28 protein-coding genes and 1 tRNA gene are annotated in these 23487 nt (G+C 64.8%); 15 read left to right on the top strand and 14 right to left on the bottom strand.

All coding sequences use genetic code 11. The features are described 5' to 3' along the window. Positions 1–12 precede the first annotated feature (12 nt). The 4 genes from hslO (at position 13) to queE (ending at position 2928) form a co-directional block, all read left to right on the top strand. Complete coding sequence (gene hslO, locus ACFOKF_RS15825) at positions 13–921, top strand: Hsp33 family molecular chaperone HslO (RefSeq protein ID WP_380796854.1); 909 nt, start codon at positions 13–15, stop codon at positions 919–921. 163 nt (positions 922–1084) lie between these two features. Continuing rightward, positions 1085–1519 (top strand): DUF3617 domain-containing protein, encoded by a 435-nt coding sequence (locus ACFOKF_RS15820; RefSeq protein ID WP_380796853.1) that lies wholly within the window; start codon positions 1085–1087, stop codon positions 1517–1519. 55 nt (positions 1520–1574) lie between these two features. Further along, entirely contained in the window at positions 1575–2267 is a 693-nt protein-coding gene (gene queC, locus ACFOKF_RS15815; RefSeq protein WP_380796852.1) for a 7-cyano-7-deazaguanine synthase QueC, read from the top strand. Positions 2268–2280: 13 nt separating this feature from the next. After that, on the top strand, positions 2281–2928 hold the full coding sequence (gene queE / locus ACFOKF_RS15810) for a 7-carboxy-7-deazaguanine synthase (protein WP_380796851.1): 648 nt from the start codon (positions 2281–2283) through the stop codon (positions 2926–2928). Between the two features lie 12 nt (positions 2929–2940). Here the strand turns inward: queE and ACFOKF_RS15805 are convergent, their stop codons facing one another. The 3 genes from ACFOKF_RS15805 to lipB form a co-directional block, all read right to left on the bottom strand. Continuing rightward, positions 2941–3633, bottom strand: a complete 693-nt coding sequence (locus tag ACFOKF_RS15805) for a hypothetical protein (RefSeq protein WP_380797831.1) — start codon at positions 3631–3633, stop codon at positions 2941–2943. Positions 3634–3723: 90 nt separating this feature from the next. Then, a complete protein-coding gene (locus tag ACFOKF_RS15800) occupies positions 3724–4008 on the bottom strand; it encodes a hypothetical protein (protein WP_380796850.1) in 285 nt (94 codons plus the stop codon). Positions 4009–4069: 61 nt separating this feature from the next. After that, on the bottom strand, positions 4070–4777 hold the full coding sequence (gene lipB, locus ACFOKF_RS15795) for a lipoyl(octanoyl) transferase LipB (protein WP_380796849.1): 708 nt from the start codon (positions 4775–4777) through the stop codon (positions 4070–4072). A gap of 75 nt (positions 4778–4852) precedes the next feature. Between lipB and ACFOKF_RS15790 the strand changes: the two genes are divergently transcribed. Further along, the gene (locus ACFOKF_RS15790) at positions 4853–5644 is read left to right on the top strand and encodes a glycerophosphoryl diester phosphodiesterase membrane domain-containing protein (protein WP_380796848.1); all 792 of its coding nucleotides are present in this window, start codon (positions 4853–4855) and stop codon (positions 5642–5644) included. Here the strand turns inward: ACFOKF_RS15790 and ACFOKF_RS15785 are convergent. Genes ACFOKF_RS15785 through ACFOKF_RS15775 form a run of 3 tightly spaced genes read right to left on the bottom strand, consistent with a single transcriptional unit; the run spans position 5629 to position 7564 of the window. Further along, positions 5629–6225: a GNAT family N-acetyltransferase gene (locus tag ACFOKF_RS15785; RefSeq protein WP_380796845.1), complete on the bottom strand. Its 597-nt coding sequence runs from the start codon at positions 6223–6225 to the stop codon at positions 5629–5631. The two genes, ACFOKF_RS15790 and ACFOKF_RS15785, sit on opposite strands and share 16 nt — an antisense overlap. Continuing rightward, positions 6225–7109 carry an oxygen-dependent coproporphyrinogen oxidase gene (hemF, locus tag ACFOKF_RS15780; protein ID WP_380796844.1) on the bottom strand — a complete coding sequence of 295 codons (885 nt, stop codon included), beginning with the start codon at positions 7107–7109 and terminating at the stop codon, positions 6225–6227. The genes ACFOKF_RS15785 and hemF overlap by 1 nt, the downstream gene beginning before the upstream one ends. After that, positions 7106–7564, bottom strand: a complete 459-nt coding sequence (locus ACFOKF_RS15775) for a tRNA (cytidine(34)-2'-O)-methyltransferase (protein ID WP_380796842.1) — start codon at positions 7562–7564, stop codon at positions 7106–7108. The genes hemF and ACFOKF_RS15775 overlap by 4 nt, the downstream gene beginning before the upstream one ends. Before the next feature lie 208 nt (positions 7565–7772). Between ACFOKF_RS15775 and petA the strand changes: the two genes are divergently transcribed. From petA to ACFOKF_RS15750, 5 genes are all read left to right on the top strand, one after another. Next, on the top strand, positions 7773–8339 hold the full coding sequence (gene petA, locus ACFOKF_RS15770) for a ubiquinol-cytochrome c reductase iron-sulfur subunit (protein WP_380796841.1): 567 nt from the start codon (positions 7773–7775) through the stop codon (positions 8337–8339). A gap of 11 nt (positions 8340–8350) precedes the next feature. Beyond that, positions 8351–9643: a cytochrome b gene (locus ACFOKF_RS15765; protein ID WP_380796840.1), complete on the top strand. Its 1293-nt coding sequence runs from the start codon at positions 8351–8353 to the stop codon at positions 9641–9643. A 14-nt stretch (positions 9644–9657) separates the two neighbouring features. Further along, entirely contained in the window at positions 9658–10506 is an 849-nt protein-coding gene (locus tag ACFOKF_RS15760) for a cytochrome c1 (RefSeq protein ID WP_380796839.1), read from the top strand. Positions 10507–10567: 61 nt separating this feature from the next. Beyond that, complete coding sequence (locus tag ACFOKF_RS15755; RefSeq protein WP_380797830.1) at positions 10568–11125, top strand: adenine phosphoribosyltransferase; 558 nt, start codon at positions 10568–10570, stop codon at positions 11123–11125. Beyond that, positions 11115–11654 (top strand): shikimate kinase, encoded by a 540-nt coding sequence (locus ACFOKF_RS15750; RefSeq protein ID WP_380796838.1) that lies wholly within the window; start codon positions 11115–11117, stop codon positions 11652–11654. Before ACFOKF_RS15755 ends, ACFOKF_RS15750 begins: the two co-directional genes overlap by 11 nt. On the opposite strand, the gene ACFOKF_RS15745 is transcribed toward ACFOKF_RS15750, so the two are convergent. Next, positions 11649–12275: a 5'-methylthioadenosine/S-adenosylhomocysteine nucleosidase gene (locus ACFOKF_RS15745; RefSeq protein WP_380796836.1), complete on the bottom strand. Its 627-nt coding sequence runs from the start codon at positions 12273–12275 to the stop codon at positions 11649–11651. The two genes, ACFOKF_RS15750 and ACFOKF_RS15745, sit on opposite strands and share 6 nt — an antisense overlap. 62 nt (positions 12276–12337) lie before the next feature. Here ACFOKF_RS15745 and ACFOKF_RS15740 point away from each other — a divergent pair, with 62 nt between their 5' ends. Continuing rightward, the gene (locus tag ACFOKF_RS15740) at positions 12338–12523 is read left to right on the top strand and encodes a hypothetical protein (protein ID WP_380796835.1); all 186 of its coding nucleotides are present in this window, start codon (positions 12338–12340) and stop codon (positions 12521–12523) included. Positions 12524–12591: 68 nt separating this feature from the next. Here ACFOKF_RS15740 and ACFOKF_RS15735 read toward each other — a convergent pair. After that, positions 12592–12666 (bottom strand) — tRNA-Val (locus ACFOKF_RS15735). Positions 12667–12795: 129 nt separating this feature from the next. Between ACFOKF_RS15735 and ACFOKF_RS15730 the strand changes: the two genes are divergently transcribed. Beyond that, positions 12796–14127 carry a dicarboxylate/amino acid:cation symporter gene (locus tag ACFOKF_RS15730; RefSeq protein ID WP_380796834.1) on the top strand — a complete coding sequence of 444 codons (1332 nt, stop codon included), beginning with the start codon at positions 12796–12798 and terminating at the stop codon, positions 14125–14127. 6 nt (positions 14128–14133) lie between these two features. Here the strand turns inward: ACFOKF_RS15730 and cpdR are convergent, their stop codons facing one another. Beyond that, complete coding sequence (gene cpdR / locus ACFOKF_RS15725; protein ID WP_093010899.1) at positions 14134–14511, bottom strand: cell cycle two-component system response regulator CpdR; 378 nt, start codon at positions 14509–14511, stop codon at positions 14134–14136. A gap of 141 nt (positions 14512–14652) precedes the next feature. Between cpdR and ACFOKF_RS15720 the strand changes: the two genes are divergently transcribed. After that, positions 14653–15546: an N-formylglutamate amidohydrolase gene (locus tag ACFOKF_RS15720; RefSeq protein ID WP_380796833.1), complete on the top strand. Its 894-nt coding sequence runs from the start codon at positions 14653–14655 to the stop codon at positions 15544–15546. A 2-nt stretch (positions 15547–15548) separates the two neighbouring features. On the opposite strand, the gene ACFOKF_RS15715 is transcribed toward ACFOKF_RS15720, so the two are convergent. Together ACFOKF_RS15715 and ACFOKF_RS15710 are read right to left on the bottom strand one after the other, a co-directional pair. Then, positions 15549–17396 (bottom strand): acyltransferase family protein, encoded by a 1848-nt coding sequence (locus tag ACFOKF_RS15715; protein ID WP_380796832.1) that lies wholly within the window; start codon positions 17394–17396, stop codon positions 15549–15551. A gap of 402 nt (positions 17397–17798) precedes the next feature. Further along, positions 17799–18821, bottom strand: a complete 1023-nt coding sequence (locus tag ACFOKF_RS15710; protein ID WP_380796831.1) for a class 1 fructose-bisphosphatase — start codon at positions 18819–18821, stop codon at positions 17799–17801. A gap of 215 nt (positions 18822–19036) precedes the next feature. Here ACFOKF_RS15710 and ACFOKF_RS15705 point away from each other — a divergent pair, with 215 nt between their 5' ends. Then, a complete protein-coding gene (locus ACFOKF_RS15705) occupies positions 19037–19819 on the top strand; it encodes a TerC family protein (RefSeq protein WP_380796830.1) in 783 nt (260 codons plus the stop codon). Between the two features lie 79 nt (positions 19820–19898). Continuing rightward, on the top strand, positions 19899–20231 hold the full coding sequence (locus ACFOKF_RS15700; RefSeq protein WP_380796829.1) for a DUF2322 family protein: 333 nt from the start codon (positions 19899–19901) through the stop codon (positions 20229–20231). Positions 20232–20291: 60 nt separating this feature from the next. Here the strand turns inward: ACFOKF_RS15700 and ACFOKF_RS15695 are convergent, their stop codons facing one another. The 3 genes from ACFOKF_RS15695 to ACFOKF_RS15685 form a co-directional block, all read right to left on the bottom strand. Beyond that, the gene (locus ACFOKF_RS15695; protein WP_380796827.1) at positions 20292–21662 is read right to left on the bottom strand and encodes a class II 3-deoxy-7-phosphoheptulonate synthase; all 1371 of its coding nucleotides are present in this window, start codon (positions 21660–21662) and stop codon (positions 20292–20294) included. Between the two features lie 151 nt (positions 21663–21813). Beyond that, entirely contained in the window at positions 21814–22170 is a 357-nt protein-coding gene (locus ACFOKF_RS15690) for a Rap1a/Tai family immunity protein (protein ID WP_380796826.1), read from the bottom strand. A 41-nt stretch (positions 22171–22211) separates the two neighbouring features. Continuing rightward, the gene (locus ACFOKF_RS15685) at positions 22212–23462 is read right to left on the bottom strand and encodes a YceI family protein (protein WP_380796825.1); all 1251 of its coding nucleotides are present in this window, start codon (positions 23460–23462) and stop codon (positions 22212–22214) included. Positions 23463–23487: the final 25 nt, after the last annotated feature.

Genomic DNA, 23487 nt, shown 5'->3' with positions numbered 1-23487 from the left:
CGGAGCTGTGAATTGACGTCTGCCGCCGATCTTGACCAGGCCCTTGGCTTCACCATCCCGTCGCGCCACGCGCGCGGCCGCGTGCTGCGGCTGGGCGGGGTGCTGGATCAGGTGCTGGCCGCCCATGCCTATCCCCCGCCGGTTGAGCGGCTGCTGGCGTCGGCGCTGGTGCTCGCGGCGCTGCTGGGCAGCACGCTCAAGCAGGCGGATGGACAGCTGACGCTTCAGGCGCAGACCGAAAATGGCGTCGTCAGCCTGCTGGTGGCCGATTACAAGGATGGCGACCTGCGCGGCTATGCCAAGTTCGATGCCGACCGGCTGGCCGAACTGGGGCCGGACCCGTCGCTGTTCGGCCTGTTCGGCAAGGGCTACCTGGCCATCACCTTCGATCAGTCCGTCACGGGCGAACGCTATCAGGGCATCGTACCGCTGGAGGGCCAGTCGCTGGCCGACGCCGCCGAACATTATTTCTTCCAGTCCGAACAGATCCCCAGCGTCATCCGCATCGCCACGCGGCATGATGCAGGCGAAGGCTGCATTGCCGCCGGTATGTTGTTGCAGCATCTGCCCGAGGGCGAAGTGGGGCGCGAGCGTCTGCATGTCCGGCACGATCATCCCGAATGGGAGCATGTTCAGGTGTTGGCGGAAACGCTCAAGCCCGAGGAACTGACCGATCCCGCGCTGCCGCTGACCGACATATTGTGGCGGCTCTTCCATGAGGAAGAGGAAGTGCGCGTGACCGAAGCGGTCGGGCTGGCCAAGGGTTGTCGCTGCGACCTGGCGCATATTCGCGACGTGATTGGCCGTTTTTCCGTGGACGAACGGGTCGAGATGGCCGACGCGCAGGGCGTGATCGGCGTCGATTGCGCCTTCTGCTCGCGCATCTTCCCGCTGGCGCTGGACAGTTTCGAGGCGCGCTGAGCCTGCTTCAAAAAAAACGTCGCGCAATCGTTTCGCGAGCAATATTTGCAATTGAGGCGCGCCGCGCCGTTTGCGCTATGAAATTGCCGCAATTGCACGGCAGGCAATAGGGGTACAGTCGCGGCCGTAGGGGCCGGCGGCTCTGGACGAAATGAGCAAAAACATGAGGACGACGAAACTGCGGACGCTCTGCGTCGCGGCGGCGTTGCCGATGGCGACGGCGCTGATGGCGGCTGGGTCTGGGGTGTCTGGGCCGGGCGTGGCGAATGCCCCGGCGCCTGCGGCTTTGCGCGCGCTGGAGCCGGGGGAATGGGAATTGCGGGGGCGTGGCGAAGGCGCGGAAACGCAAAAGCTCTGCGTCACCGATCTGCGGCAATTGTTGCAGGTGCGGCATGGCCGTGCGCTCTGTCCCAGCTTCACCGTGTCGGACAGCCCCAATGCGGTGTCGGTCACTTATGATTGCGCGGCGGCCGGCACGGGGCGGACGGACCTGCGTATCGAAACCGCGCGTCTGGTGCAGATCCGTTCGCAGGGGGTCGCCGATGGCGCACCCTTTGCCTTCGCGGCCGAAGGGCGTCGGATCGGCGTCTGTGGCTGATGCGGCGCGCCACGGGCGGCTTGCGCTTGGGCGTTGCGGGGGGTAGCGGATTGCCATGGTTGCAAATGCTGGAAAATTCGCCGTCGTGCTGCTTTCGGGCGGTCTCGATTCCATGGTCGCGGGCGGACTGGCGCGCGAAGCGGGCTATCATGTGCTGGCCCTGTCGATCGACTATAATCAGCGGCATCGGGTTGAGCTGAACGCTGCGACGCGCGTGGCCAAGGCGCTGGGCGCCATTCGCCATATCGTGCTGCCGCTTGATCTGACCGCGTTCGGCGGATCGGCGCTGACCGCCGATATTGAGGTGCCCAAGACCGGGGTAGGGGATGAAATCCCTGTCACCTATGTCCCCGCGCGCAACACCATCTTTCTGTCGCTGACGCTGGGTCTGGCCGAAGTGGCGGGGGCGAGCGACATCTTCATCGGCGTGAATGCGCTCGACTATTCGGGCTATCCCGATTGCCGGCCGGAATTTATCGACGCCTTCCAGAAAATGGCGACGCTGGCGACCAAGGCCGGGGTCGAAGGGCATCCGATCCGCATCAACACGCCGCTGCAATATATGAGCAAGGCGGATATTGCGCGGGAAGCGCATCGGCTGGGTCTGGACGCCGGCCTCAGCTGGTCCTGCTATGATCCCACGCCCGACAACAAGCATTGCGGCCTGTGCGACAGCTGTCGCCTGCGGTCCAAGGGCTACCAGGAAGCGGGCCTGCCCGATCCCACCATCTACGCGACGCGGCCCTGAAGGACGCGATGCGATGAGCTATGCGGTCAAGGAAATGTTCCTGACCCTGCAGGGGGAAGGGGTGCAGGCGGGGCGTCGCGCCGTCTTCCTGCGCTTTGCCGGCTGTAATTTGTGGAGCGGGCGGGAACAGGATCGCGCCAGCGCCATCTGCCAGTTTTGCGACACCGATTTCGTCGGCGTCGATGGGCTTGGCGGCGGCAAGTTCGCTGACGCGGACGGGCTGGCCGACGCGGCGCTGGGCTTCTGGGGCCATGGCGGCGGGGACCGCTATATCGTGCTGACCGGCGGCGAGCCGATGTTGCAGATCGACGATGCGCTGGTCGACGCGCTGCATGCGCGCGGCTTCACCATCGCGATCGAGAGCAATGGCACCTTGCCCGCGCATCCCGGCATCGACTGGATCTGCATCAGCCCCAAGGCGGGCAGCGATGTGGTGCAGCGGTCGGGCCATGAATTGAAGCTCGTCTGGCCCCAGCCGGGCGTCGGGCACAGCCTGTCGGACGTTGACGCCATGGGCGCATGGGCGTTCGACCATCATCTGGTCCAGCCGCTGGACGACGCTCATGCCGTGGATAATGCCCGCGCCGCGATCGCGCTGGTGATGGACCGGCCGCATTGGCGGCTGACGGTGCAGGCCCATAAATATCTGGGCCTGCGCTAACGCCTTCTCCGGTCAGGGTTTGGCTGCGCCGGTCCGGTCGTTCCATGCCTGATGGCAGGCGGGCTGGAGCACATTCTTCTTCCAGCATTTGGGGTCGAAGGACGGGGTGGCGACCACATAGTCATAGCCCGGCGTGCCGTAAAATTGTTCGCCGGCCGGGATCGTCGCCTTCTTGATCGATCCCAGCCCCCGGCGGCCAACCTCGCTCAGCGTGCCGCGATCGGCAAAGATCGCGTCGCGGCCGACGGCGGCGGCGGCCTGGCAAAAGCCCTTTTGCGCCTGCACGGTCGAATAGCTGGAATAGATGCGGGTATTATACATGTCGGCCGCCGACTGGCCGGGCCGGCCCTTGCCCACGGTGCGCTGGAAATAGCCGAGCAGCGTCACCTGCGCCGCATCCAGTTCCGCATCATGATGGGCGATGGTGGCGTTATAGTTGCTGGTCGTCAGCAATGTGCGCTCGAAATCGCATTGCAGCGCCGCGACATTGAGCGCCGCGCGCAAATTCCAGGCCAGACCCGCCTTGATTTCTGCCGCGCTCGCGCCGGGCAGGCCCAGCGCAGTGGCGGCGGCTTCGTCGGTCAGCGGCGGCGCGGTGAAATCGGGCGGCGACCAGAAAAACTGCGCGGTGGCGGGCTGCGCCGCCAACGAGGCGATGGTCAGGGCGAGGCCGGCGATCGTGCGGCGCAACGGGGTCGGGAGCATTGTCATCATGGCCTCTCCGAAGAACCGGCTGATCGGCCTGTCCTTCCTGTCTGATTCATCGGGTCGGGTGGCTGTATCCGCCCTGAACGATTATTGGTCCGCCACCACTTCGGCATCGTCGCCAGCGGGCTTTTCCGGAGCGGCGGGCTTGGCGGGGGCGCTGCTGCTGTTGCCGGCGGATGCGTTGCCGGTCGGCATGGCGACGGCGGTGCCTTCGCTCTGCACCCCGTCCAGATCGGTCATGGCGTCGGTTGCGGTGCCGTCCACCACCTCCATGTCCTTCATCTGAACCTTGGTTTCGCTCTGCTGCTTTTCCCCGCAGGCGGCGAGCGGCAGGCAGGCAGTCACAAACAGAAGGGTGGCGACGCGACGCATCCGGGATTCCTTATATTGGTCGTGCCCGGCAGCCCCCGCCCGGCGGAAAGAAACCGCGACCCTAGCGATCCGCTTCGCATTGCTCAACCCCTGCGCCACAGCGGGCCAAGCGGCTGAGAAAGGTGGGGAAATGCGCCTTTAATGCAGCATCCAGCGCGGTCATGGATGCGTTGCCGCCCAGCGCGGCGATGCTGGTCACGGGATATTCGCTGATCCCGCACGGCACGATGCCGCCAAAATGGGACAGGTCGGGATTAACATTGATCGAAAAGCCGTGCAGTGTGACCCAGCGCCGCACCCGGATGCCCAGCGCGCCGATCTTCGCCTCGCGCCCTTGCGGGTCGTCGGTCCAGATGCCGATCCGTCCTTCGGCCCGGCGCGCGGCTATGCCCAGATCGCCCAGCGCGGCGATCATCCATCCTTCCAGATGATGGACGAAATTGCGGACATCCTTGCCCCGTTCCCGCAGATCGATGTTGAGATAGCCGATCCGCTGCCCCGGCCCATGATAGGTGTAGCGTCCACCGCGCCCGGCATCATGCACCGGAAAGCGCCGGTCGAGCAGTTCGGCCGGGTCCGCGCTGGTGCCGGCGGTGTAGAGCGGCGGATGCTCCAGCAGCCACACCCGTTCGCGCGCCTGCCCTTCGTAAATAGCGGCGGCGCGCGCCTCCATCTCCGCCAGCGCGGGCGGATAATCGACCGGGGCGTCGGCGACGCGCCATTCGACCGTATCGGGAAAGGGCAGCGGTGCAGGGGGGCTATTGGACATGGCGGCTTTCTTGACTTGCGACGGGCGAGCGATCAAGGCTCAGGGCGTATTTTCCGGGTAGCAGGACATAAAAATATGGCGACGATGTCGATCGGCAAGGCGTGGGAGGAGGCGGTGGCCTTCGTCGCGCGGGAAGCATCGTTGCTGCTGCCGGTGGCCCTGCTGTTCGTGGCGCTGCCGGGGCTGATCCTGGACCAGATGACCCCGCCCCAATTGCAGGCATGGTTCGCCCAGCCCAAGATGGAAACCATCCCCGCCATGCCGCCGGGCTTCGGGCTGGCGATGATGCTGACGATCATCCTGATCTGGTTCGGATCGCTGGCGCTGTTCGCGCTGGCGCTGCGTCCGGGGATCAGCGTGGGCGAAGCGCTGCGCCTCAGCCTGGCGCGGCTGCCGGTGCTGATCGGCACGGCGCTGGTGGCGGCGGGCGCGCTGGCCGCCGTGGTTATCCTCGCGGTGCTGGTGGGGGTTGTCTTCTCGCTCGCGTCGAAGGCGCTGGCGGCGACGCTGGGCCTGTTGCTGGGGCTGGGCGCGGCCGGGCTGGTTTTCTACGCCAGCATTCGGCTGGTGCTGCTCAATCCGGTGGTGATCGACAATCAGGCCGGGGTGATGGCCTCGCTGCGGGCGGCATGGGCGCTGACGCGCGGCCATTTCTGGCGGCTGTTCGGCTTCCTCATTCTGGTGATGATCCTGTCCACCATCGCCAGCACGGCGGCGCAGGCGGTGGTCGGCGTGCTGGGCGGGCTGATCGCCGGCGTCGACGGCGCGAAGCTGGCCGGGAGCATCGCGGCGGCCATCGTGTCGACGGTGATTCAGGTCTATATGCTGGCGATGCTGGCCCGCCTCTATCGTCAGGCGGTCGGCTGATCCAGCACCGGCACATGCGGCGCGGCGTCGCGCGGCAGCACGCCCGCCAGTCGCGGATCGGCAAAGGTTTCGATCTCGCGCCCATAAGGCACAAAGCCTGACTTCTGATAGAAGCCCAGCGCCGCCGGGCTGTCGGCGGTGCAGGTATGGACCCAGAATCGCTCCACCCCCTTGCGCCACGCAAGCGACTTGGCCTGGGCCATCAGCCAGCGGCCCAGCCCCTTGCCATTCAGCTGCGGGACAAGGCCGAAGAAGCTCAGTTCGCAATCGGGCAGCGACCGGAAATCCAGTTCCAGCAGGCCGACTTCGGTGCCGCGCGGATCGGTGACGGCATAGACCTCCACCGCCGGGTCGTGCAGGATCGCCGCCAAGTCTGAATCGCTCATCACCAGCCGGGAAAACCACAGCCAGGGTTCCCCCACCCGCCGGAACAAGGTGCGATAGGCGTTCAGGTCCGGCGTCTTCCACGGCGCCAGCCGCAATGGCGCGGGCGGGATCGGCGCGGGTTTGGGCCGTTCGCGCATTTCCAGATGGGTGACGACAGCCGCCACCATGCCGGGTTCGACGGGGATGAAGGGCATCAGCTCCAGCTCGCCATGGGCGGCAGGCTCATCAGGATGGCGTCGATATTGCCGCCGGTCCTGAGGCCGAACAATGTGCCGCGATCATGCACCAGATTGAATTCGGCGTAGCGGCCGCGCCATTCCAGCATGGTGCGATAGTCGGCATCGGTCCATGCCTCATCCATGCGCCGCCGCACGATCGGCGGGAAGGCGGCAAGGAAGGCGTCGCCAACGGCGCGGGTGAAGGCGAAATGGGCGTCGAACGCCGAATCGTCGGCGCATTCGAGATGATCGTAGAAAATGCCGCCCACGCCGCGATGGACATTGCGGTGGGGGATGAAGAAATACTCGTCCGCCCATTTTTTGAAGCGCGGATAGTGGTCCGCATCATGCGCGTCGCAGGCGGCCTTGAACACATCATGGAAATGCGCCGTATCCTCGTCGCGCGGCAAGGGCGGATTGAGGTCCGCGCCGCCGCCGAACCAGCTTTTGGTCGTCACCAGATAGCGGGTGTTCATATGAACGGCCGGAACATGCGGATTGGCCATATGCGCGACCAGGCTGATGCCGGTGGCGAAGAAGGCGGGATTGTCCGCCGCGCCATGGATCGTCTGGGCGAAGCCGGGGGCGAATTCGCCGCCCACGGTCGAGACGTTGACGCCGACCTTTTCGAAGACCTTGCCCTTCATCACGCCGCGCACGCCGCCCCCGCCTTCGCCGGGCGCCTGACCTTCGGCCTCCCGGTCCCATGCGGTGAAATCGAAACGGGCGTCGCTGCCGGCTTCGCGTTCGATTGCCTCAAATTCGGCGCAGATGCGGTCGCGCAGCGATTCGAACCACGCTCGTGCCGCCTGTTGCCGGGTGTCGAGAGGGAAGGGCACGGTCGGGATCGGGTTCGTCATCCGGGGAACTTTCCAGTCTGGCGCAGGGCTTCGGCGACGGCGATGCCCGTGGACACGGCGATGTTCAAGGACCGGAAACCCGGCGCCATGGGAATGCGGACCCGAATGTCGGCCAGATCGCGCACATCGGCCGGCACGCCCGCGCTTTCCGATCCCATCAGCAGCACGTCATTCTCCTGAAATTCCACCTCCGGCAGGCGTTGGGACGCATGGGCGCTCATCAGCAGCAAGCGGCGGCCTTCTGCGCGGCGCACGGCGTCGAACGCGGCGAAATTGGCGTGGCGGGTGACGTCGGCGGCCTCGCCATAGTCCATCGCCGCGCGTTTCAGGCGGGCGTCGGAAAAGGCGAATCCGGTCGGCATGATGATGTCGACGGGGACACTGAAGCAGGCGGCCAGACGCAGGATCGCGCCGACATTGCCCGCAATTTCCGGTTGGTAAAGGGCGATACGCATGACGCAGCGCCATAGTCCATTAGGAGCATTTGCAATAGGCTAGGTAATATTGCGACTGGCAAAGACGGCGCAGTCCGGTTATCACCCCCTTCGAACACGCCGGGGGGAAGGCGGGAGCAGCCACAGGCTGAAATCCCAAATCCCTGGATAATCTGGGCCTTTAAAGGGCTCCGGTGTGCACAGGGAAGTCTTGCAAGGGTAGAGGTGCATGGCGAGCGTAGAGCATTCTGACGGCCAAGGTCTATCCGGCGGAGAAGGGGTGCGCCGCCGCGATTTTATCAACATCGCTGCGGTGAGCTTCGCAGGAGTCGGCGCCGTCGTCGTCGCCCTGCCGCTGATCGACCAGATGAACCCCAGCGCCGACGTACTGGCGCTCGCATCCACCGAAGTCGACCTCTCGGCGATCCAGCCCGGACAGGCGATCAAGACGACCTTCCGGTCGCAGCCTTTGTTCGTGCGGCAACTGACCCCTGCCGAAATCGCGGCGGCCGACAAGGTCGATCCGTCCACGCTGCGCGACCCGCAGACGCTGGAGGAACGCACCGTTGACGGCAAGAAGCAGTGGCTTGTCACCATGGGCGTATGCACCCATCTGGGCTGCGTCCCGCTGGGCGCGGGCGAGGGTGAGAATCGCGGCGAGTTTGGCGGCTATTTCTGCCCCTGCCACGGATCGTCCTATGACACCGCGGCCCGCATCCGTAAGGGGCCTGCCCCCAAGAATCTGGAAGTGCCGAAGTATAGCTTCACTTCCGACACTGCCATTCTCGTGGGTTGAGGGGGACCGACATGAGCTTTCCATGGGCCGAACATTATACCCCCAAGCATCCCGTGATGCAGTGGGTCGACGAGAAGCTGCCGCTGCCGCGCCTCGTCTATAACGCGATCGGCGCGGGCTATCCGGTGCCGCGCAACCTCAATTATTTCTGGAATTTCGGCGTACTCGCCGGCGTGGCGCTGGTGATCCAGATCGTCACCGGCGTCATCATGGCGATGCACTATGGCGCCAATGATCTCGTCGCCTTCGGCACCGTCGAACAGACGATGCGCGACGTCAACGCCGGCTGGCTGATGCGCTATGCGCACGCCAACGGCGCCAGCTTCTTCTTCATCGTCGTCTATCTCCACATCTTCCGTGGCCTTTACTTCGGCAGTTACAAGGCGCCGCGCGAAATGGTGTGGCTGCTGGGCCTCGTCATCTTCCTGCTGATGATGGCGACCGCCTTCATGGGCTATGTGCTGCCCTGGGGGCAGATGAGCTATTGGGGCGCAAAGGTCATCACCGGCCTGTTCGGCGCGATCCCCGTGGTGGGCGAACCGATCCAGACCTGGCTGCTGGGCGGCTTCGCCCCCGGCAACGCCTCGCTCAATCGCTTCTTCTCGCTCCACTTCCTGCTGCCCTTCGTGATTGCGGGCGTCATCATCCTGCACATCTGGGCGCTGCATATTCCCGGATCCAGCAATCCTACCGGCGTGGAGGTGAAAGGACCGCAGGACACCGTGCCCTTCCATCCTTATTACACCGCAAAGGACGGGTTCGGGGTCGGTGTGTTCCTGCTGCTGTTCGCGATCATGCTGTTCTTCGCGCCCAATTATCTGGGCCATCCGGACAATTATATCGAAGCGAACCCGCTTTCGACGCCCGCGCACATCGTGCCCGAATGGTATTTCTGGCCCTTCTACGCGATCCTGCGCGCCTTCACCGTCGACTTCTTCTTCGTGCCGGCCAAGCTGCTGGGCGTGCTGGCGATGTTCGCATCGATCCTGCTGCTCTTCTTCCTGCCCTGGCTCGATACGTCGCCGGTGCGTTCGGGCCATTATCGCCCGACGTTCAAGGCGTTCTTCTGGCTGCTGATGTTCGACGTGCTGATCCTGGGCTATTGCGGCGGCGCGCCGGCGGAAGAACCCTATGTGATGATCTCTCAGGTCGCTGCGGCTTATTATTTCGCGCACTTCCTGATCATCCTGCCGCTGATCGCGCGCTTCGAAAAGCCGCTGCCGCTGCCCGGTTCGATCACCGAATCGGTGCTGGCCAAATATGCCAAGGCTGACGGCGAAACCGCCGCAGTCCCGGCCGAATAAGGGGGGACGAGATCATGGTTCGCATTGGCGCATTTCTCGTCGGCCTTTTCTTTGCCGGCTGGCTGTTCATCTCCTTCCTCGTGGGCGCTTATTCCTACGTGGTGGAGCCGCCGGCCAAGACGGTGGAGCATGAATTCCATCTGGCTCCCAAACATGTGTCCTTCTCCTTCGAAGGACCGTTCGGTAAATATGACCAGCGGCAGCTGCAGCGCGGCTTTCAGGTGTTCAAGGAAGTCTGCTCGGCCTGTCACAGCCTGAAGTTCGTGGCCTTCCGCGACCTTGAAGCGCTGGGCTATAATGAAGCCGAAGTAAAGGCGATCGCCAAGCAATGGGCGATCAAGACGCCATCGGTCGATCCCGCCACGGGTGAGCCGGCGACGCGCGATCCGGTCCCGGCCGACCATTTTCCCAAGCCCTTCGCGAACAATGTCGCGGCGGCGGCGGCGAACAATAATGCGATCCCGCCAGACCTGTCGCTGATGACCAAGGCGCGCCACCATGGCCCTGCCTATGTCTATTCGCTGCTGACGGGCTTCCAGGAACAGCCGGCCGACCTGCTGAAGCATTTCCCGGATGCCAAGACGCCCGAGGGGCTGCATTACAACCCCTATTTCGCCAACCTGAACCTGGCCATGGCGCCGCCGCTGTCGGCCGACGGGCAGGTGACTTATGGCGACGGCACCAACCCGACCGTCGATCAGATGGCGCAGGACGTCTCCGCCTTCCTCGCCTGGACGGCCGAACCCAAGCTGGAAAACCGCCACGCGGCCGGTTTGGCGACGGTGATCTTCCTCCTGATCGCAACGGCGCTGGCCTATATGTCCTATCAGAATATCTGGGCGGACAAGAAGAAGGCGGCCTGAGAGAGGCCGTATCGGACGAGATGAGGGGCGCGGTTTCTTGAGGAAGCCGCGCCCTTTCTCTATGGAGGCGCGCATGAGCAGCAACCCGACCAGCGACCTGACCGCCCTGATCCGCACCATCCCCGATTTCCCCAAGCCGGGAATCCAGTTTCGCGACATCACCACTTTGCTGGCCGATGGCGACGGGCTGCGCGATCTGACGGCGGCGCTGGCGGAGATCGCCCGCCCGCTCGACCCGGACCTGATCGTCGGGATCGAAGCGCGCGGCTTCATATTGGGCGCGGCGCTGGCCCTGTCGATCGGCAAGGGCTTCGTGCCCGTGCGCAAGAAGGGCAAGCTGCCCGGCAAGACCGTGGGCATCGATTATGTGCTGGAATATGGCACGGACCGGCTGGAAATGCATGAAGGTCAGGTGCCGCAGGGCAGCCGTGTCCTGCTGGTCGACGATCTGATCGCCACTGGCGGCACGGCGAACGCCGCCGCGCAATTGCTGCGCGAACAGGGCGCGATCGTGCTGATGGCGCTGTTCGCGATCGATCTGCCGGCGCTGGGCGGCATCGCCGCGCTGGAGGCCGACGGCGTGGCGGCGCGGGCGATCATGACCTTCGATGGCCATTGAGGCCGCGCCGACCCTGATCTTCCTTTACGGCCCGGCGGCGGCCGGCAAGCTGACCGTGGCGCGGATCGTCGCCGCACGCACCGGGCTGGCGCTGTTCCACAATCATCTGGTCGTCGATGCGGTGGCGGCGCTCTTCCCCTTCGGATCGCCCGAATTTGCGCGCCTGCGCGAAGCATTCTGGATGGAGGCGATGGTCGCGGCGATCAGGGGAGGGCGGTCGCTGATCTTCACCTTTGCGCCGGAACCCAGCGTAGCGCCCGATTTCCCCGAACGTCTGCGTGCGCAGGTGGAGGCGGCGGGCGGCGATTTGTGTTTCGTGGCGCTCACCATCGCGCCGGATGTGCAGGACGCCCGCATTGCCGATTTGAGCCGCGCCGCCTTCGGTAAATTGCGCGATGTCGATCTGCTGCGCGCGATTCGCGCCGATTGCGACCGCTGCATGGCGGCCATGCCCGCGCCGCGCCTGTCGCTGGACAGTGGCCGCCTGCCGCCCGACGCGGCGGCGGATCAGATCATCGCCCTGTTATAGGGCCGCCTCCAGCCCATCGACCGCCTTCGCCAGCCGTTCGTCCAGCAGCCCCAACAACGCCGTCCAGCTGTCGATATGGTCGAGTTCGCCCGGCCCGTCCGATACGCCGCGCAACCCCATCAGCGGCACGCCAAATCGATCGCAGGCGCGGGCCACGGCAAACGTCTCCATATCCACCATATCGGCGTCGATCGCGGCATAGTCGTCGCCGCCCACTACATTCGCGCCGGTCGACAGGCGCGCCAGCGGCAGCGCTAGCGGCGTCACCAGCGGCACATCGACCGGATGATCGATCAATGGCGTCACCCCCTTGGTGAAGCCCAGGCGCGAAGCATCCATGTCGCGCCAGGACACGCTAGCAATCTGGTAAATCTCCCCCAGCGGGCAACGGCGCGATCCTGCCGATCCGATAGACACCACCAATTCAGGCAGCGCCTCCCGCAGCGCCAGATCATGCAGCGCCATGCCGGTGACGATCGCCGCCTCGACCGGGCCGATGCCGGTCATCAGCGGGGTGAAGCGCGCGCGCAGATGCGGGCCATATTCCGCCTCCACCGCCATGACGAACAGGACGCGCTTTGATCCGACCTGTTCGCAGCCCACGCCTTGAAACCCCGCCATGATTGCTTTCCTGTAATGTTGCGGACACGCCTGTGACAGCGCGGCCTGCTATGGTCCAGCACATGATGAAGCAGAATAGGGACCGGGGTCAGTCGTGCGTGGTGTCGATGCGTCCCCGCAACGCCGCCAGCGAAACCATCACCGCCGCCGACATCGAAGCCTGGGCGCGCGTCGAACGCGCCCTGTCGGGCAAGCGCGACGATTGCCGCCGCCTGCTCGCTCAGGCGATCCGCGCCGCGCCGCATTGATCGGCGCTATCGACATATCCGGGAAAAGAGAAAGCCCGCCGCTTCATAAGAAGCGACGGGCTTTGTCATGGTGGGCGTGGCAAGGATTGAACTTGCGACCCCTGCGATGTCAACACAGTGCTCTACCACTGAGCTACACGCCCGCCGTGGAGGGGGCCAATAACGGGGGTCGGTGACTCGCGCAAGCAGGAAATTGCATTGCATCGATATTCTTCTGGACAGGGCAGGGGCCGCCCATATGCTGCGGGGCAAACAGGGGGACGCCAGGACATATGCTGCCATCGCCAACATCGCCGCTGCAAACGGCGCCGCGATTGCCTTTCTACCGCCAGCTTTATGTTCAGGTGCTGGCGGCGATCGCGCTGGGCGTGCTGATCGGCCATTTCTGGCCGGACGCGGGCAAGCAGCTCAAGCCGCTGGGCGAAGCCTTCATCAAGCTGGTGAAGATGGTCATCGCGCCGGTCATCTTCCTGACGATCGTCACCGGCATTGCCGGGATGAAGGAACTGGGCGCGATCGGCCGGGTGGCGGCCAAGGCGTTCGGTTATTTCCTGACCTTTTCCACGCTGGCGCTGGTCGTCGGCCTGATCGTCGCCAATGTCGTGCAGCCCGGCGCCGGCCTCAACATCGATCCGGCGACGCTGGATGCGGGCAAGGTCGCCGATTACGCCCATCAGGCGCATGAGCGCACGCTGACCGGCTTTCTGATGAGCATCATCCCGTCGACCATGGTGTCGGCGGTGGCGGACGGGAATATCCTTCAGGTGCTGTTCGTGGCGATCTTGTTCGGCATCGCCCTGACCCTGATCGGGGACAAGGCGCAGCCGCTGATGACCGTGCTCGAATCGGCCAGCCATGCGGTGTTCAAACTTGTGTCGATCCTGATGAAGGCGGCGCCGTTCGGCGCGTTCGGCGCCATGGCCTTCACCATCGGCGAATATGGCGTCGGCACGCTCGCCAATCTCGCCGGGCTGGTCGCGACCTTTTACCTCACGTCATTGCTGTTCGTGCTCGGCGTGCTGGGGATGGTTGGCTGGTTTGCCGGCTTCAACATCCTGCACCTGATCCGCTATCTGAAGGCGGAATTGCTGCTGGTGCTGGGCACCTCCTCGTCGGAAGCCGCGCTGCCCAGCCTGATCGAGAAAATGGAGCGGGCCGGCTGCCGCAAATCGGTGGTCGGGCTGGTCGTGCCGACCGGCTACAGCTTCAACCTGGACGGCACCAACATCTATATGACGCTGGCGGCTTTGTTCATCGCGCAGGCGTGCAATGTGGATCTGAGCATCGAGCAGCAGATATTGCTGCTGCTGGTCGCGATGATCTCGTCCAAGGGCGCGGCGGGCGTGACGGGCGCTGGCTTCATCACGCTGGCTGCGACACTGTCGATTGTGCCGTCGGTGCCGGTTGCCGGCATGACGCTGATTTTGGGCGTCGACCGCTTCATGAGCGAGGTGCGCGCGCTCACCAACTTCGTCGGCAATGCGGTCGCCACGATCGTCGTGTCGGCATGGGAAAAGGGGCTGGACCGCGAACGGTTCAACGCCGCCATGGCGGGCGTGCCGCTTGATCCCACCCCGGATATGGAAGAAGTCGTGCCAGACTGAACTGGGTCAACTAAGGCCGGACACGCTTTCGCTGCCGAACATGCGTTCGACCTCCAGCACCAGATCGCGCAGGTGGAAGGGCTTGGACAGCACCTTGGCCTGCGGCACGGCCTTGCCGGCCTTCAGCGTCACGGCGGCAAAGCCGGTGATGAACATGATGCGCATGTCCGGCGCGACCTGGGCTGCATGCTGCGCCAGTTCTATGCCGTCCATTTCCGGCATGACGATGTCGGTCAGCAACAGGTCGAAGCGGTCGCTGTTGATGTGCGGCAGCGCCTCCATCCCCGTGGCGGCCGACACCACCTCATAACCCGACCGTTCCAGCGCACGGGCCAGATAGACCCGCATGCTCTCATCATCTTCAGCCAATAATATGCGAACCATTGCCCCTGCGCATTCCCATCCGGCGGATAAGCCGTTCTGCGCGCCGCCGACAGGGTGGCGCGCAAACCGCTTATATGCGACAAGGTGTAAAGATTATCCATCCGCGTAAGCTTTTTTGGCGCGCCGGTGAAAGGAGCCGCATTGGACCATCCCGCGCCGCGTTCCCCGACCCTGTCCGACCCCGCATTCGATTTTTTCGGCCCGGTTACGCCGGATCGGCCGGTGATCCTGTCCGTGCCCCATGCCGGGCGCGCTTATGGTGACGATCTGCTGGCGGCGGCGCGGGTGCGCCCGTCGGTGTTGCGCCGGCTGGAGGATCGCTGGGTCGATCTGCTGGCGCATCCCCTGATTGAACGGGGTTTTTGCGTGGTCGTGGCCCGGGCGCCGCGCGCGATGATCGACCTTAACCGGCATGAGCGGGAAATCGATCCCGGCATGATCATGGGGCTGCCGCGCGACGCGCCCCTGCAAAGCAGCGCCAAGCTGCGCGGCGGGCTGGGCCTGTTCCCCCGTCGCCTGCCCGGCGCGCATGACCTCTGGCAACGCCCGATGCTCTGGGCGGAGGCGCAGCGGCGGATTGAAACCGTGCATCGCCCCTATCATGCGATGATCGCGCAGCGTATGGCGGCGGCGCGACTGGCCCATGGCCATGCCATCCTGATCGACCTTCACTCCATGCCGCCGTTGCCGCCGCCCGCCGCCGGACAGGGCGCGCCGGATCTGGTGCTGGGCGACCGTTTCGGCCGCAGCGCCTCCGCGCGGCTGATGGCGCTGGCGGCCGATGTGGCGCAGGGACATGGCTTTGCCGTGGCGCAAAATCATCCCTATGCCGGCGATCATATGGTCGATCGGCACGGACGGCCGGAACAGGGAATGCACGCGATCCAGCTGGAAATTGACCGCGCCCTCTATCTGGACGCGGCGCTGGATGAACCTGGACCGGGTGTGCCGCGCCTGCAAGCGTTGCTGCTCAACCTTGCCGAAGCGTTGGCGGCCGAATTGCCCCGCTCGGGCTATGCACTGGCGGCAGAATAAGATTATCCGCCGTGCGCCACGACCCATTTGGCGCCCGCAACGCTCAGATGATGGCTGTCGAAATAGAGCGGCTTTGCATCGCGTTCGATCGCGCATGAACGCGCGTCGCACAAGGCGGCAACCGGATCGATCAGGCGCACGCCCTGCGCCTGCCAGCGGCTGAACAGTGCGCGCAGGTGGACGGTGCGGGCATCGACCCATGCCCGTTTCACACCCTGGGCATCCGTCACCGCACCGGCGCGCGCCAGATGGGCCAGACGGCGCGGCACGTCAAAGGGTTGCGGCGGGACCGGGCCGATCAGCACCACATCACGTCCCAGAGCGCGCAGCGCGGCGATGGTGCGGTCGAGCTTCGCGATAAAGGCGGGATCGTCAAATTCGCCATTGGCCCAGAAAGCGGCCAGATAGATGCGGCGCAGCCCCGGATCGGCGCGGATGGCGGCAAGGGCTGCGCGGTTGGCTGCGGCGCAGCGCGCATCCTTCGTATCATAGCCCAGCACGGGCGGGCAACTGGATGTCGTCCGCTCCACCAGAGCCTGCCCCTGCGCCTTCGCCTGCAAGGACAGGGCATAGGCCAGTTCCACGCCATGGCTGTCGCCCCACAGCATGGCGTCCGGGCGCATGGCGGCGCCCAGCACGCAGGGCGCTGCGCCGCGCATATAGGTGTCGTGGCATTGTTTGCGGGTCGGGGCGAAATCGCGCTGCCCGGCCATTTGCGCCAGCACCGGCGGCGCGAAGCGGGATGGCCATCCGCCCATCGCTATCAGCGACAGGGACGCGATGCAGAGCAGCGCCATCGCCACGCCGGTAAAGCGAAACACCATGCCGGCCGGCACCCTTCGGGCGTCGCGAAACGGCCGCTCGACAAAGCGCCAGGACAGGATGGCGGCGATCAGCGCTGCGGCTACGACCATGATCCGGGTCGCGCCGGCCAGCGGGGCATCGGTCGCATATTCGGTGAAGACGATCAGCGGCCAGTGCCACAGGTAAAGCGAGTAGGAGATGAGGCCGACGCCTACCAGCGGCGGCAGCGCCAGCACCCTGCCCATGCTGGTCCCCGGCGCGGCATGGATCAGCGCCGCCGCGCCCAGCACCGGGGCCAGTGCGGTGATGCCGGGGAAGATGGTCGTGCGGTCATAGCAGGCGACGGCCAGCGCGATCGCCAGCGCGCCGGCCCATGCCAGCATTTCGCGCGCCCAGCGCGGCCGGATTGCCGGAACTGCGCCCAGCGCCAGCAGCGCCCCGGTGAATAATTCCCAGGCGCGTGTCGGCAGCAGATAGAAGGTAAAGCCGCTGGTGTCGCGTTGCAGCAGGATCGCCAGCGCCAGCGATCCCGCCGCGATGCCGGCCACCGCGCCCTTGCGCCAGTGCGGGGCGAAGCGCGCCATCAGCATCAGCAGGATCGGGAAGCCGATATAATATTGCTCCTCCACCGCCAGCGACCATGTGTGGAGCAGCGGCTTCACATCCGCGCCGCCTGAAAAATAGCCGGTGTCGGTGAAGAACCATAAATTGGATGCGAACAGCGTGGCCGCCAGCGCCGATCGGGGCACCCCCTCCAGGTCGCCGGGCAGGTAAAGCCACATCGCCGCCGCCAGAACGATCAGGATCATCAGCGCCAGCGCCGGCATGATCCGGCGGAAGCGCCGTTCATAGAAGCGCGCCAGCGAAAAACGGCCCTCATCCACTTCGCGGGCGATGATCCCGGTGATCAGATAGCCCGATATGACGAAGAAGATGTCGACGCCGACATAGCCGCCGGAAAAGCCGGGGACATGGGCGTGGAACAGCAGCACCGGCAATATGGCGAGCGCCCGCAGCCCGTCTATGTCGCGGCGATAGCGAATCATGTGGTGTCCGCTGGAAGGGGCCGGTCCGTGCATCAGGCGGGTCTAGGATCAAAGCCCTGCGATTTGTTTAGCACGCGAATCGCAACGACCGGCGCGCCGCTGTTGGTTTCCGACGGTTTAGGCAAGCGATTGCGTTTGACGCAATCATGGTTTCGACCTTCGCATTTGCGAAAAACCGGCCCGTGGGACAAAAGGGCTGTGCCTTTCAGGCATCCTCTCCTAAAAACTTTCAGGCTGGTCTTCGGATCAGCCTTTTTTTTGTCTCGTTCATCCGCTAGAAAGTTACGGCTGATGTCCCGCCAATAACAAGTTTCTGGAGAGGAGCCGCCGGTAAGACCGGCAGGTGGGATATGGCTGGGGGATTGAGCGCTTTTGTCGGCGCTCTCCCCCAACTTCTTTCGATCAGCCAGCCAGTGCTTCCATTTCGCGGCCATAGGCGACGACCGCTTCCACTTCGGCCGTGTCGCCCAGCACCACGCCGACGCGCTGGTGCAGGCCCGTCGCCTGGACGTCCATGATCGGCATGAATCCATCGCTCGCCGCACCGCCGGCCTGCTCGATCAGATAGCTCATCGGATTGGCTTCATACATCAGCCGCAGCTTCGCCTTGCCGGGCGAACGATGATCATAGGGATACATGAAGATGCCGCCGCGCTTCAGGATGCGATGGACGTCCGCCACCATCGATGCGGTCCAGCGCATATTATAGTCCTTGCCGCAGGGGCCGGCCGCGCCGGTCACGCGCTCATCGACATAGCGGGCAATCGCGGGCGACCATTGGCGACGGTTGGACATGTTGATGGCGAACTCGCACTTGCCCTGCGGCATCTTCATGTCGGCATCGGTCATGACCCAGCTGCCGACTTCGCGGTCGAGCGTAAATTCATAGACGCCGGTGCCCACGCTCAGCACCAGGATCGTCTGCGGGCCGTAAATGGCGTAGCCCGCCGCAACCTGCTGGCGGCCGTCCTGCAGGAAATCCTCCTCCGTCACATCGCGCCCGGCGCAGCCTTCGGGCGCCTTGAGAACGGAGAAGATGGTGCCGACCGACAGGTCGACATCGATATTGCTGGACCCGTCGATCGGATCGAACAGCATCAGATATTCGCCCTTGGGATAGCGGTTGGGGATGGGATAGAGCGTCTCCATCTCTTCCGACGCCATCGCGGCCAGATGCCCGCCCCATTCATTGGCGTCCAGCAGCAGTTCATTGGCGATCACGTCCAGCTTCTTCTGCACTTCGCCCTGCACATTTTCGCTGGTCAGGCTGCCCAGAACCTCGCCCAGCGCGCCCTTGCCGACGGCATGGCTGATCGTCTTGCACGCCCGCGCGACGGTTTCGATCAACAGGCGCAGTTCGCCCGGCAGGGCATTGTGGTCGCGCTGCTGTTCGATCAGGAAACGGGTCAGGGTGGTTCTGCTCATGGACCGCCTTTCGCTAAGGGCCGGGGCCGCGACGGGGTGCCGCAGCGGAAAATCGCAATGGGTGTATCGCTAGGGGAGTGGAGCCTTCCCGTCCAGCCACGCCCGCACGCACCCTGGCCTTGTTAACGCTGTCATGTGACAAAGCATGTCTGGCGGAACCCTCGGCCTGCATTATGATTGTGCAGCCGGGCCAGCCGGCGCCACAGGGGAGCATCATGGACAGTCTGATTACCGCCTTTACCGATCCCACCGCCCTTGCCGCGCTGATTGCGCTGGTGGTGATGGAAGTGGTGCTGGGTATCGACAATCTCGTCTTCATCTCCATCCTGACCAACAAGCTGCCGGAGGCGCAACGGCCAAAGGCGCGCAAGATCGGCATCGGGCTGGCGCTGGCGATGCGGCTTGTCCTGCTGTCGATGATCGCATGGATCGTGGGGCTGACCCAGCCGGTGCTGGACCTCGGCTTTTCCGGGCCGCTCGACAGCCATGGCGCGCCGACCTTCGAAACCCAATTATCCTGGCGCGACATGATCCTGATCGGCGGCGGCCTGTTCCTGATCTGGAAGGCGACGCGGGAAATCCATCACACGGTCGATCCCCATGGTGACGACACGCCCGGCGTGGCGGGGGCCGCGACCGTCACCTTCGGTTCGGCGATCGTGCAGATCATCCTGCTCGACATGATCTTCTCGCTCGATTCAATCCTGACGGCGGTGGGCATGACGGATAATCTGGCGGTCATGTACATCGCCGTGATCGTGGCGGTGACGGTGATGCTGATCGCCGCCGACCCGCTCGCCAATTTCATCGCCCGCAACCCGACGGTGGTGATGCTGGCGCTGGGCTTCCTGCTGATGATCGGCGCGGTGCTGATTGCCGACGGCTTTGGCGTGCATGTGCCCAAGGGCTATATCTATGCGGCGATGGCCTTTTCGACGCTGGTGGAGTGCCTCAACATCTTCGCCCGCCGGGCGCAGAAGAAGCGCGGGGCGGAATAGAAAGCGGGCAGGAAGGCTTTGATCCGCGCGCCGGAAGATGCGACAGGCCGCCCCGACCATCCATAGGGGACCATCATCCATGCCGATCCAGCCGACCGCCAGCTTTAAGGATAATCTTCAGCTTCTGCCGCCGATCGACGGGGTGCAGCGCATCGACCTGATTGACGCGGCCGGAACGGTGATCGCCAGCATCGAGAACCAGCCGGGCAAGCAGGGATCGGCGGCGGTCTATCAGTATCTGGCGCAGCAGTTCGGCGCGCTGGACAAGGCGGCGGCCCAACATGGGCTGGCCGTCTTCGCCGAACATGTGCCCGACGCCCGCTACCGTCCGGGCGCGCATCCCAATGTCGATCGCCTGATCGCGATTGCTGAGGGCGGCGAAGCGCTGACCATCGCGATCATCGCGGCCTGATGAAAATAAAGAGGGGCGGGATCACGCGATCCCGCCCCTCTTTTCATTCGGATTTTCAGATTACGCTGCGGCGCGGCGTTCCTTCAGTTCCTCGTTCAGCATTTCGGCCAGCAGGAAAGCCAGCTCCAGGCTCTGCGCGGCGTTCAGGCGCGGATCGCAATGGGTGTGATAGCGATCGGCCAGCCCTTCGTCGGTGATGGCGATGGCGCCGCCAGTGCATTCGGTGACGTTCTGTCCGGTCATCTCGGCATGGATGCCGCCGCCAAAGCTGCCTTCGGCGCGGTGTACGGCAAAGAAGCCGCGCACTTCGGCCAGGATGCGGTCGAATGGGCGCGTCTTGTAGCCATTGGCCGCCTTGATGACATTGCCGTGCATCGGATCGCACGACCAGATCACCGGATGGCCTTCGCGCATCACCGCGCGCACCAGCTTGGGCAGGCCGGCTTCGATCTTGTCATGGCCATAGCGGGTGATGAGCGTCATGCGCCCGGCTTCCCGCTTCGGGTTCAGCGTGTCGAGCAAGCGCAGCAGCGCGTCCGGCTCCAGCGACGGACCGCATTTAAGGCCGATCGGATTGCCGATGCCGCGCAGATATTCGACATGGGCCGACCCTTCGAAGCGGGTGCGGTCGCCGATCCAGAGCATATGCGCCGACGTGTCATACCAGTCGCCGGTCAGGCTGTCCTGACGGGTCAGCGCCTGTTCGAACGGCAGCAGCAGCGCCTCATGGCTGGTGTAGAAGCTCGTACCGCCCAGTTGCGGCACGCTTTCCGCGTTCAGACCACAGGCGCGCATGAAGTCGAGCGCCTGACCGATCTGGTCGGCCATTTGTTCGAACTTCGCGGCCCAGGGGCTGCGGCCCATGAAATCGAGCATCCAGCCATGGACGCGATCCAGCGACGCATAGCCGCCGGTCGAGAAGGCGCGGACCAGATTGAGCGTGGCCGCCGACTGGTTATAGGCGCGGATCATCCGCTGCGGGTCCGGCTCGCGCGCTTCGGGCGTGAAGGCGATGTCGTTGACATTGTCGCCGCGATAGCTGGGCAGCTCCACGCCGCCGATCGTTTCGGTATCGGCCGAACGGGGCTTGGCGAACTGGCCCGCCATACGGCCCACCTTCACCACCGGCAGCTTCGACGCGAAGGTCAGCACAACCGCCATCTGGAGCAGTACGCGGAACGTGTCGCGGATATTGTTCGGATGGAACTCGGCAAAGCTCTCCGCGCAATCGCCGCCCTGCAACAGGAAGGCGTCGCCGGTCACGACCTTGGCAAGGTCTGCCTTCAGATTCCGTGCCTCGCCCGCAAAGACGAGGGGCGGAAACTGGCCAAGCTGGGCCTCTACCGACGCCAGCGCGTCCGCATCCCGATAAAAGGGCATCTGAATGCCCTTTTGGCTCCGCCAGCTTTCCGGCGTCCACTTCGCCGCCACGTCGAGTCTCCTTCACACAAGATAAAATAGGGGCCGCCCCTACGCTGTCGCCGGGGCCAAGGCAAGATTGTACAAGTTAGGCCATGGTTATGCGCAATGAATTGTCCCGATCAGGCTGATCGGCCCTTTCATCCATATTCGTCGCCGGCGCTTATTTCGTGCAGGGCCAGCGCTCATTCAAGGCCACGCTGACCAGCACCGATGCGGGGGCCTTGCGCTGGTCGGGCCAGCGGTCGAGATAGGCGGTGACGGTCCTGCGCGCATCGTCCGCGCCCATCCGGTCAGGCCAGCAGACCGGCCGCGCGCGACCGATGAACATGTCCTTGCGGATGCCGTCTACCACGCCGACGATATAGGCGGTGCAGGCCAGCGCGTATTCCGGCGCCTTGTTGCGGCATTTGGCGAGCAACGTCGCGCCTGTCTCGAACATATAGGCCTGCGCACCGGCCGGTGACGGCGCTGCGGAAAGGAGAAGAATAGTAGCGAGAATCAAGGGCCTGGCTTGCATGTCGGGCACCCTAGCCCTGGCAGGTTAACGCAAGCTGGACATCAATCCTTGCGCTTCGCCGTAAAGTCGAACGTCACCGCCACCTGCGGGGCCAGCCCCTTGCTGCTGTCGCCATTGCCCACGCCAAAGGGCAGGCGGGCGATGGTGGCGCTGCCCGTCACCTTGCGGGTCGCATCCTTGCCCGACAAGGTGAAGCGGATGGTCTGCGGCTTCGCCACGCCCTTCAGGGTCAGCGTGCCGCTGGCGCGATAACGATTGGGGCCGCTGGCCTGCGCGCCCTTTGCGATGAAGGTGGCGGTGGGGTGGGCTGCGGACCCGAAAAACTCGTCGCCCGGCAGCATTCCGTCCTTATAGGCGTCTCCCACGCTGGCCGACGCCATGTCGATCGTCACCTTGATGTCGGCGCTGTCGGGATGATCGGGGTCCATCACGATGGCGGCGGTCCATTTGGCAAAGCTGCCGCTGATCGTTTCGCCATCATTGCCGACCGAAAAGCCGATGCGGCCGCCGGGCTGCACGGTCCAGGCCGGGGGCGGGCCGGCGGGTTCCTCGACTGCGGCCTGCGTGGTGTTCTGCGCGGCGTTGGCGACGGCATTGTCGGCCGGTGCGGCGGCGTTCACGGCCTCCGCCTGCGTGATATTGCCGGCCTCCATGCCCTTATCCTCGACTTCCGCGACCGGAGCCGGCGTAGCCTGCGGCGCGGGCAGAATGGCGCGGCCGGCGATAAAGCCCAGCGCGATCAGGGCAGGCAATGCGATCAGCAGCACGCCCGACCGGCCCGGCACCATGCGCCAGATCAGACCGTCCCGCATCATCACATGATGGCGCAGCGCGCCCGCGACATGCAGCAGGAATAGCGCGATGCCCAGCCAGGCGATCAGGCCATGGCCATTTTCCGCAATCGCATGGACGCTGGCGGGCAAAGGCAGATGGGGCAGGGGCAGCACGCCGAACAGCAAAGTAGGCACCTTGACCTTCGCGGTCGACACCAGCGCCCATCCGGTCAGCGGCGCGCCCAGCATGAAGGCGTAAAGACCGACATGCACGGCCGACGCCAGCGCCCCCTGCCAGCCGCCCTCCAGCTTTGCCGGGCGCGGCTTCCAATAGCGCACGGCAACGCGCGCCAGCGTCAGCGCCAGGATCAGCATGCCGACCGACTTGTGCCATTGATACAGGAAGAAGCCATGGCTCCCCAAACCCTCCAGCGCCCAGCCGACGGCGATCTGGAAGGCGAGCAGGGCGGCGATCGCCCAGTGCAGGGTGATGGCGGCAAGGCTGTAACGCTGCGGCATGGCATATCCTCGGGTCATGTCGCGG

It is taken from the genome of Sphingobium rhizovicinum, from assembly GCF_042647625.1.
GTDB lineage: Bacteria > Pseudomonadota > Alphaproteobacteria > Sphingomonadales > Sphingomonadaceae > Sphingobium > Sphingobium rhizovicinum.
The sequence above is the reverse complement of the archived record's forward strand: the minus strand, read 5'-3'. Positions and strand labels throughout refer to the sequence as shown.

Bases quoted from the DNA above. Each gene is read 5' to 3' on its own strand.
- ACFOKF_RS15700 (WP_380796829.1), top strand. From the start codon at position 19,899: ATGCCGATCCAGCCGACCGCCAGCTTTAAGGATAATCTTCAGCTTCTG.
- ACFOKF_RS15745 (WP_380796836.1), bottom strand. From the start codon at position 12,275: ATGGCGGGGTTTCAAGGCGTGGGCTGCGAACAGGTCGGATCAAAGCGC.
- ACFOKF_RS15800 (WP_380796850.1), bottom strand. From the start codon at position 4,008: ATGCGTCGCGTCGCCACCCTTCTGTTTGTGACTGCCTGCCTGCCGCTC.
- cpdR (WP_093010899.1), bottom strand. From the start codon at position 14,511: ATGGTTCGCATATTATTGGCTGAAGATGATGAGAGCATGCGGGTCTAT.
- hemF (WP_380796844.1), bottom strand. From the start codon at position 7,109: ATGACGAACCCGATCCCGACCGTGCCCTTCCCTCTCGACACCCGGCAA.
- ACFOKF_RS15705 (WP_380796830.1), top strand. From the start codon at position 19,037: ATGGACAGTCTGATTACCGCCTTTACCGATCCCACCGCCCTTGCCGCG.
- petA (WP_380796841.1), top strand. From the start codon at position 7,773: ATGGCGAGCGTAGAGCATTCTGACGGCCAAGGTCTATCCGGCGGAGAA.
- ACFOKF_RS15740 (WP_380796835.1), top strand. From the start codon at position 12,338: ATGATGAAGCAGAATAGGGACCGGGGTCAGTCGTGCGTGGTGTCGATG.
- ACFOKF_RS15730 (WP_380796834.1), top strand. From the start codon at position 12,796: ATGCTGCCATCGCCAACATCGCCGCTGCAAACGGCGCCGCGATTGCCT.
- ACFOKF_RS15775 (WP_380796842.1), bottom strand. From the start codon at position 7,564: ATGCGTATCGCCCTTTACCAACCGGAAATTGCGGGCAATGTCGGCGCG.
- ACFOKF_RS15790 (WP_380796848.1), top strand. From the start codon at position 4,853: ATGGCGACGATGTCGATCGGCAAGGCGTGGGAGGAGGCGGTGGCCTTC.
- ACFOKF_RS15690 (WP_380796826.1), bottom strand. From the start codon at position 22,170: ATGCAAGCCAGGCCCTTGATTCTCGCTACTATTCTTCTCCTTTCCGCA.
- ACFOKF_RS15715 (WP_380796832.1), bottom strand. From the start codon at position 17,396: ATGATTCGCTATCGCCGCGACATAGACGGGCTGCGGGCGCTCGCCATA.
- ACFOKF_RS15765 (WP_380796840.1), top strand. From the start codon at position 8,351: ATGAGCTTTCCATGGGCCGAACATTATACCCCCAAGCATCCCGTGATG.
- ACFOKF_RS15820 (WP_380796853.1), top strand. From the start codon at position 1,085: ATGAGGACGACGAAACTGCGGACGCTCTGCGTCGCGGCGGCGTTGCCG.
- ACFOKF_RS15805 (WP_380797831.1), bottom strand. From the start codon at position 3,633: ATGCTCCCGACCCCGTTGCGCCGCACGATCGCCGGCCTCGCCCTGACC.
- queC (WP_380796852.1), top strand. From the start codon at position 1,575: ATGGTTGCAAATGCTGGAAAATTCGCCGTCGTGCTGCTTTCGGGCGGT.
- ACFOKF_RS15785 (WP_380796845.1), bottom strand. From the start codon at position 6,225: ATGCCCTTCATCCCCGTCGAACCCGGCATGGTGGCGGCTGTCGTCACC.
- ACFOKF_RS15750 (WP_380796838.1), top strand. From the start codon at position 11,115: ATGGCCATTGAGGCCGCGCCGACCCTGATCTTCCTTTACGGCCCGGCG.
- ACFOKF_RS15685 (WP_380796825.1), bottom strand. From the start codon at position 23,462: ATGCCGCAGCGTTACAGCCTTGCCGCCATCACCCTGCACTGGGCGATC.
- ACFOKF_RS15710 (WP_380796831.1), bottom strand. From the start codon at position 18,821: ATGAGCAGAACCACCCTGACCCGTTTCCTGATCGAACAGCAGCGCGAC.
- queE (WP_380796851.1), top strand. From the start codon at position 2,281: ATGAGCTATGCGGTCAAGGAAATGTTCCTGACCCTGCAGGGGGAAGGG.
- ACFOKF_RS15755 (WP_380797830.1), top strand. From the start codon at position 10,568: ATGGAGGCGCGCATGAGCAGCAACCCGACCAGCGACCTGACCGCCCTG.
- ACFOKF_RS15760 (WP_380796839.1), top strand. From the start codon at position 9,658: ATGGTTCGCATTGGCGCATTTCTCGTCGGCCTTTTCTTTGCCGGCTGG.
- lipB (WP_380796849.1), bottom strand. From the start codon at position 4,777: ATGTCCAATAGCCCCCCTGCACCGCTGCCCTTTCCCGATACGGTCGAA.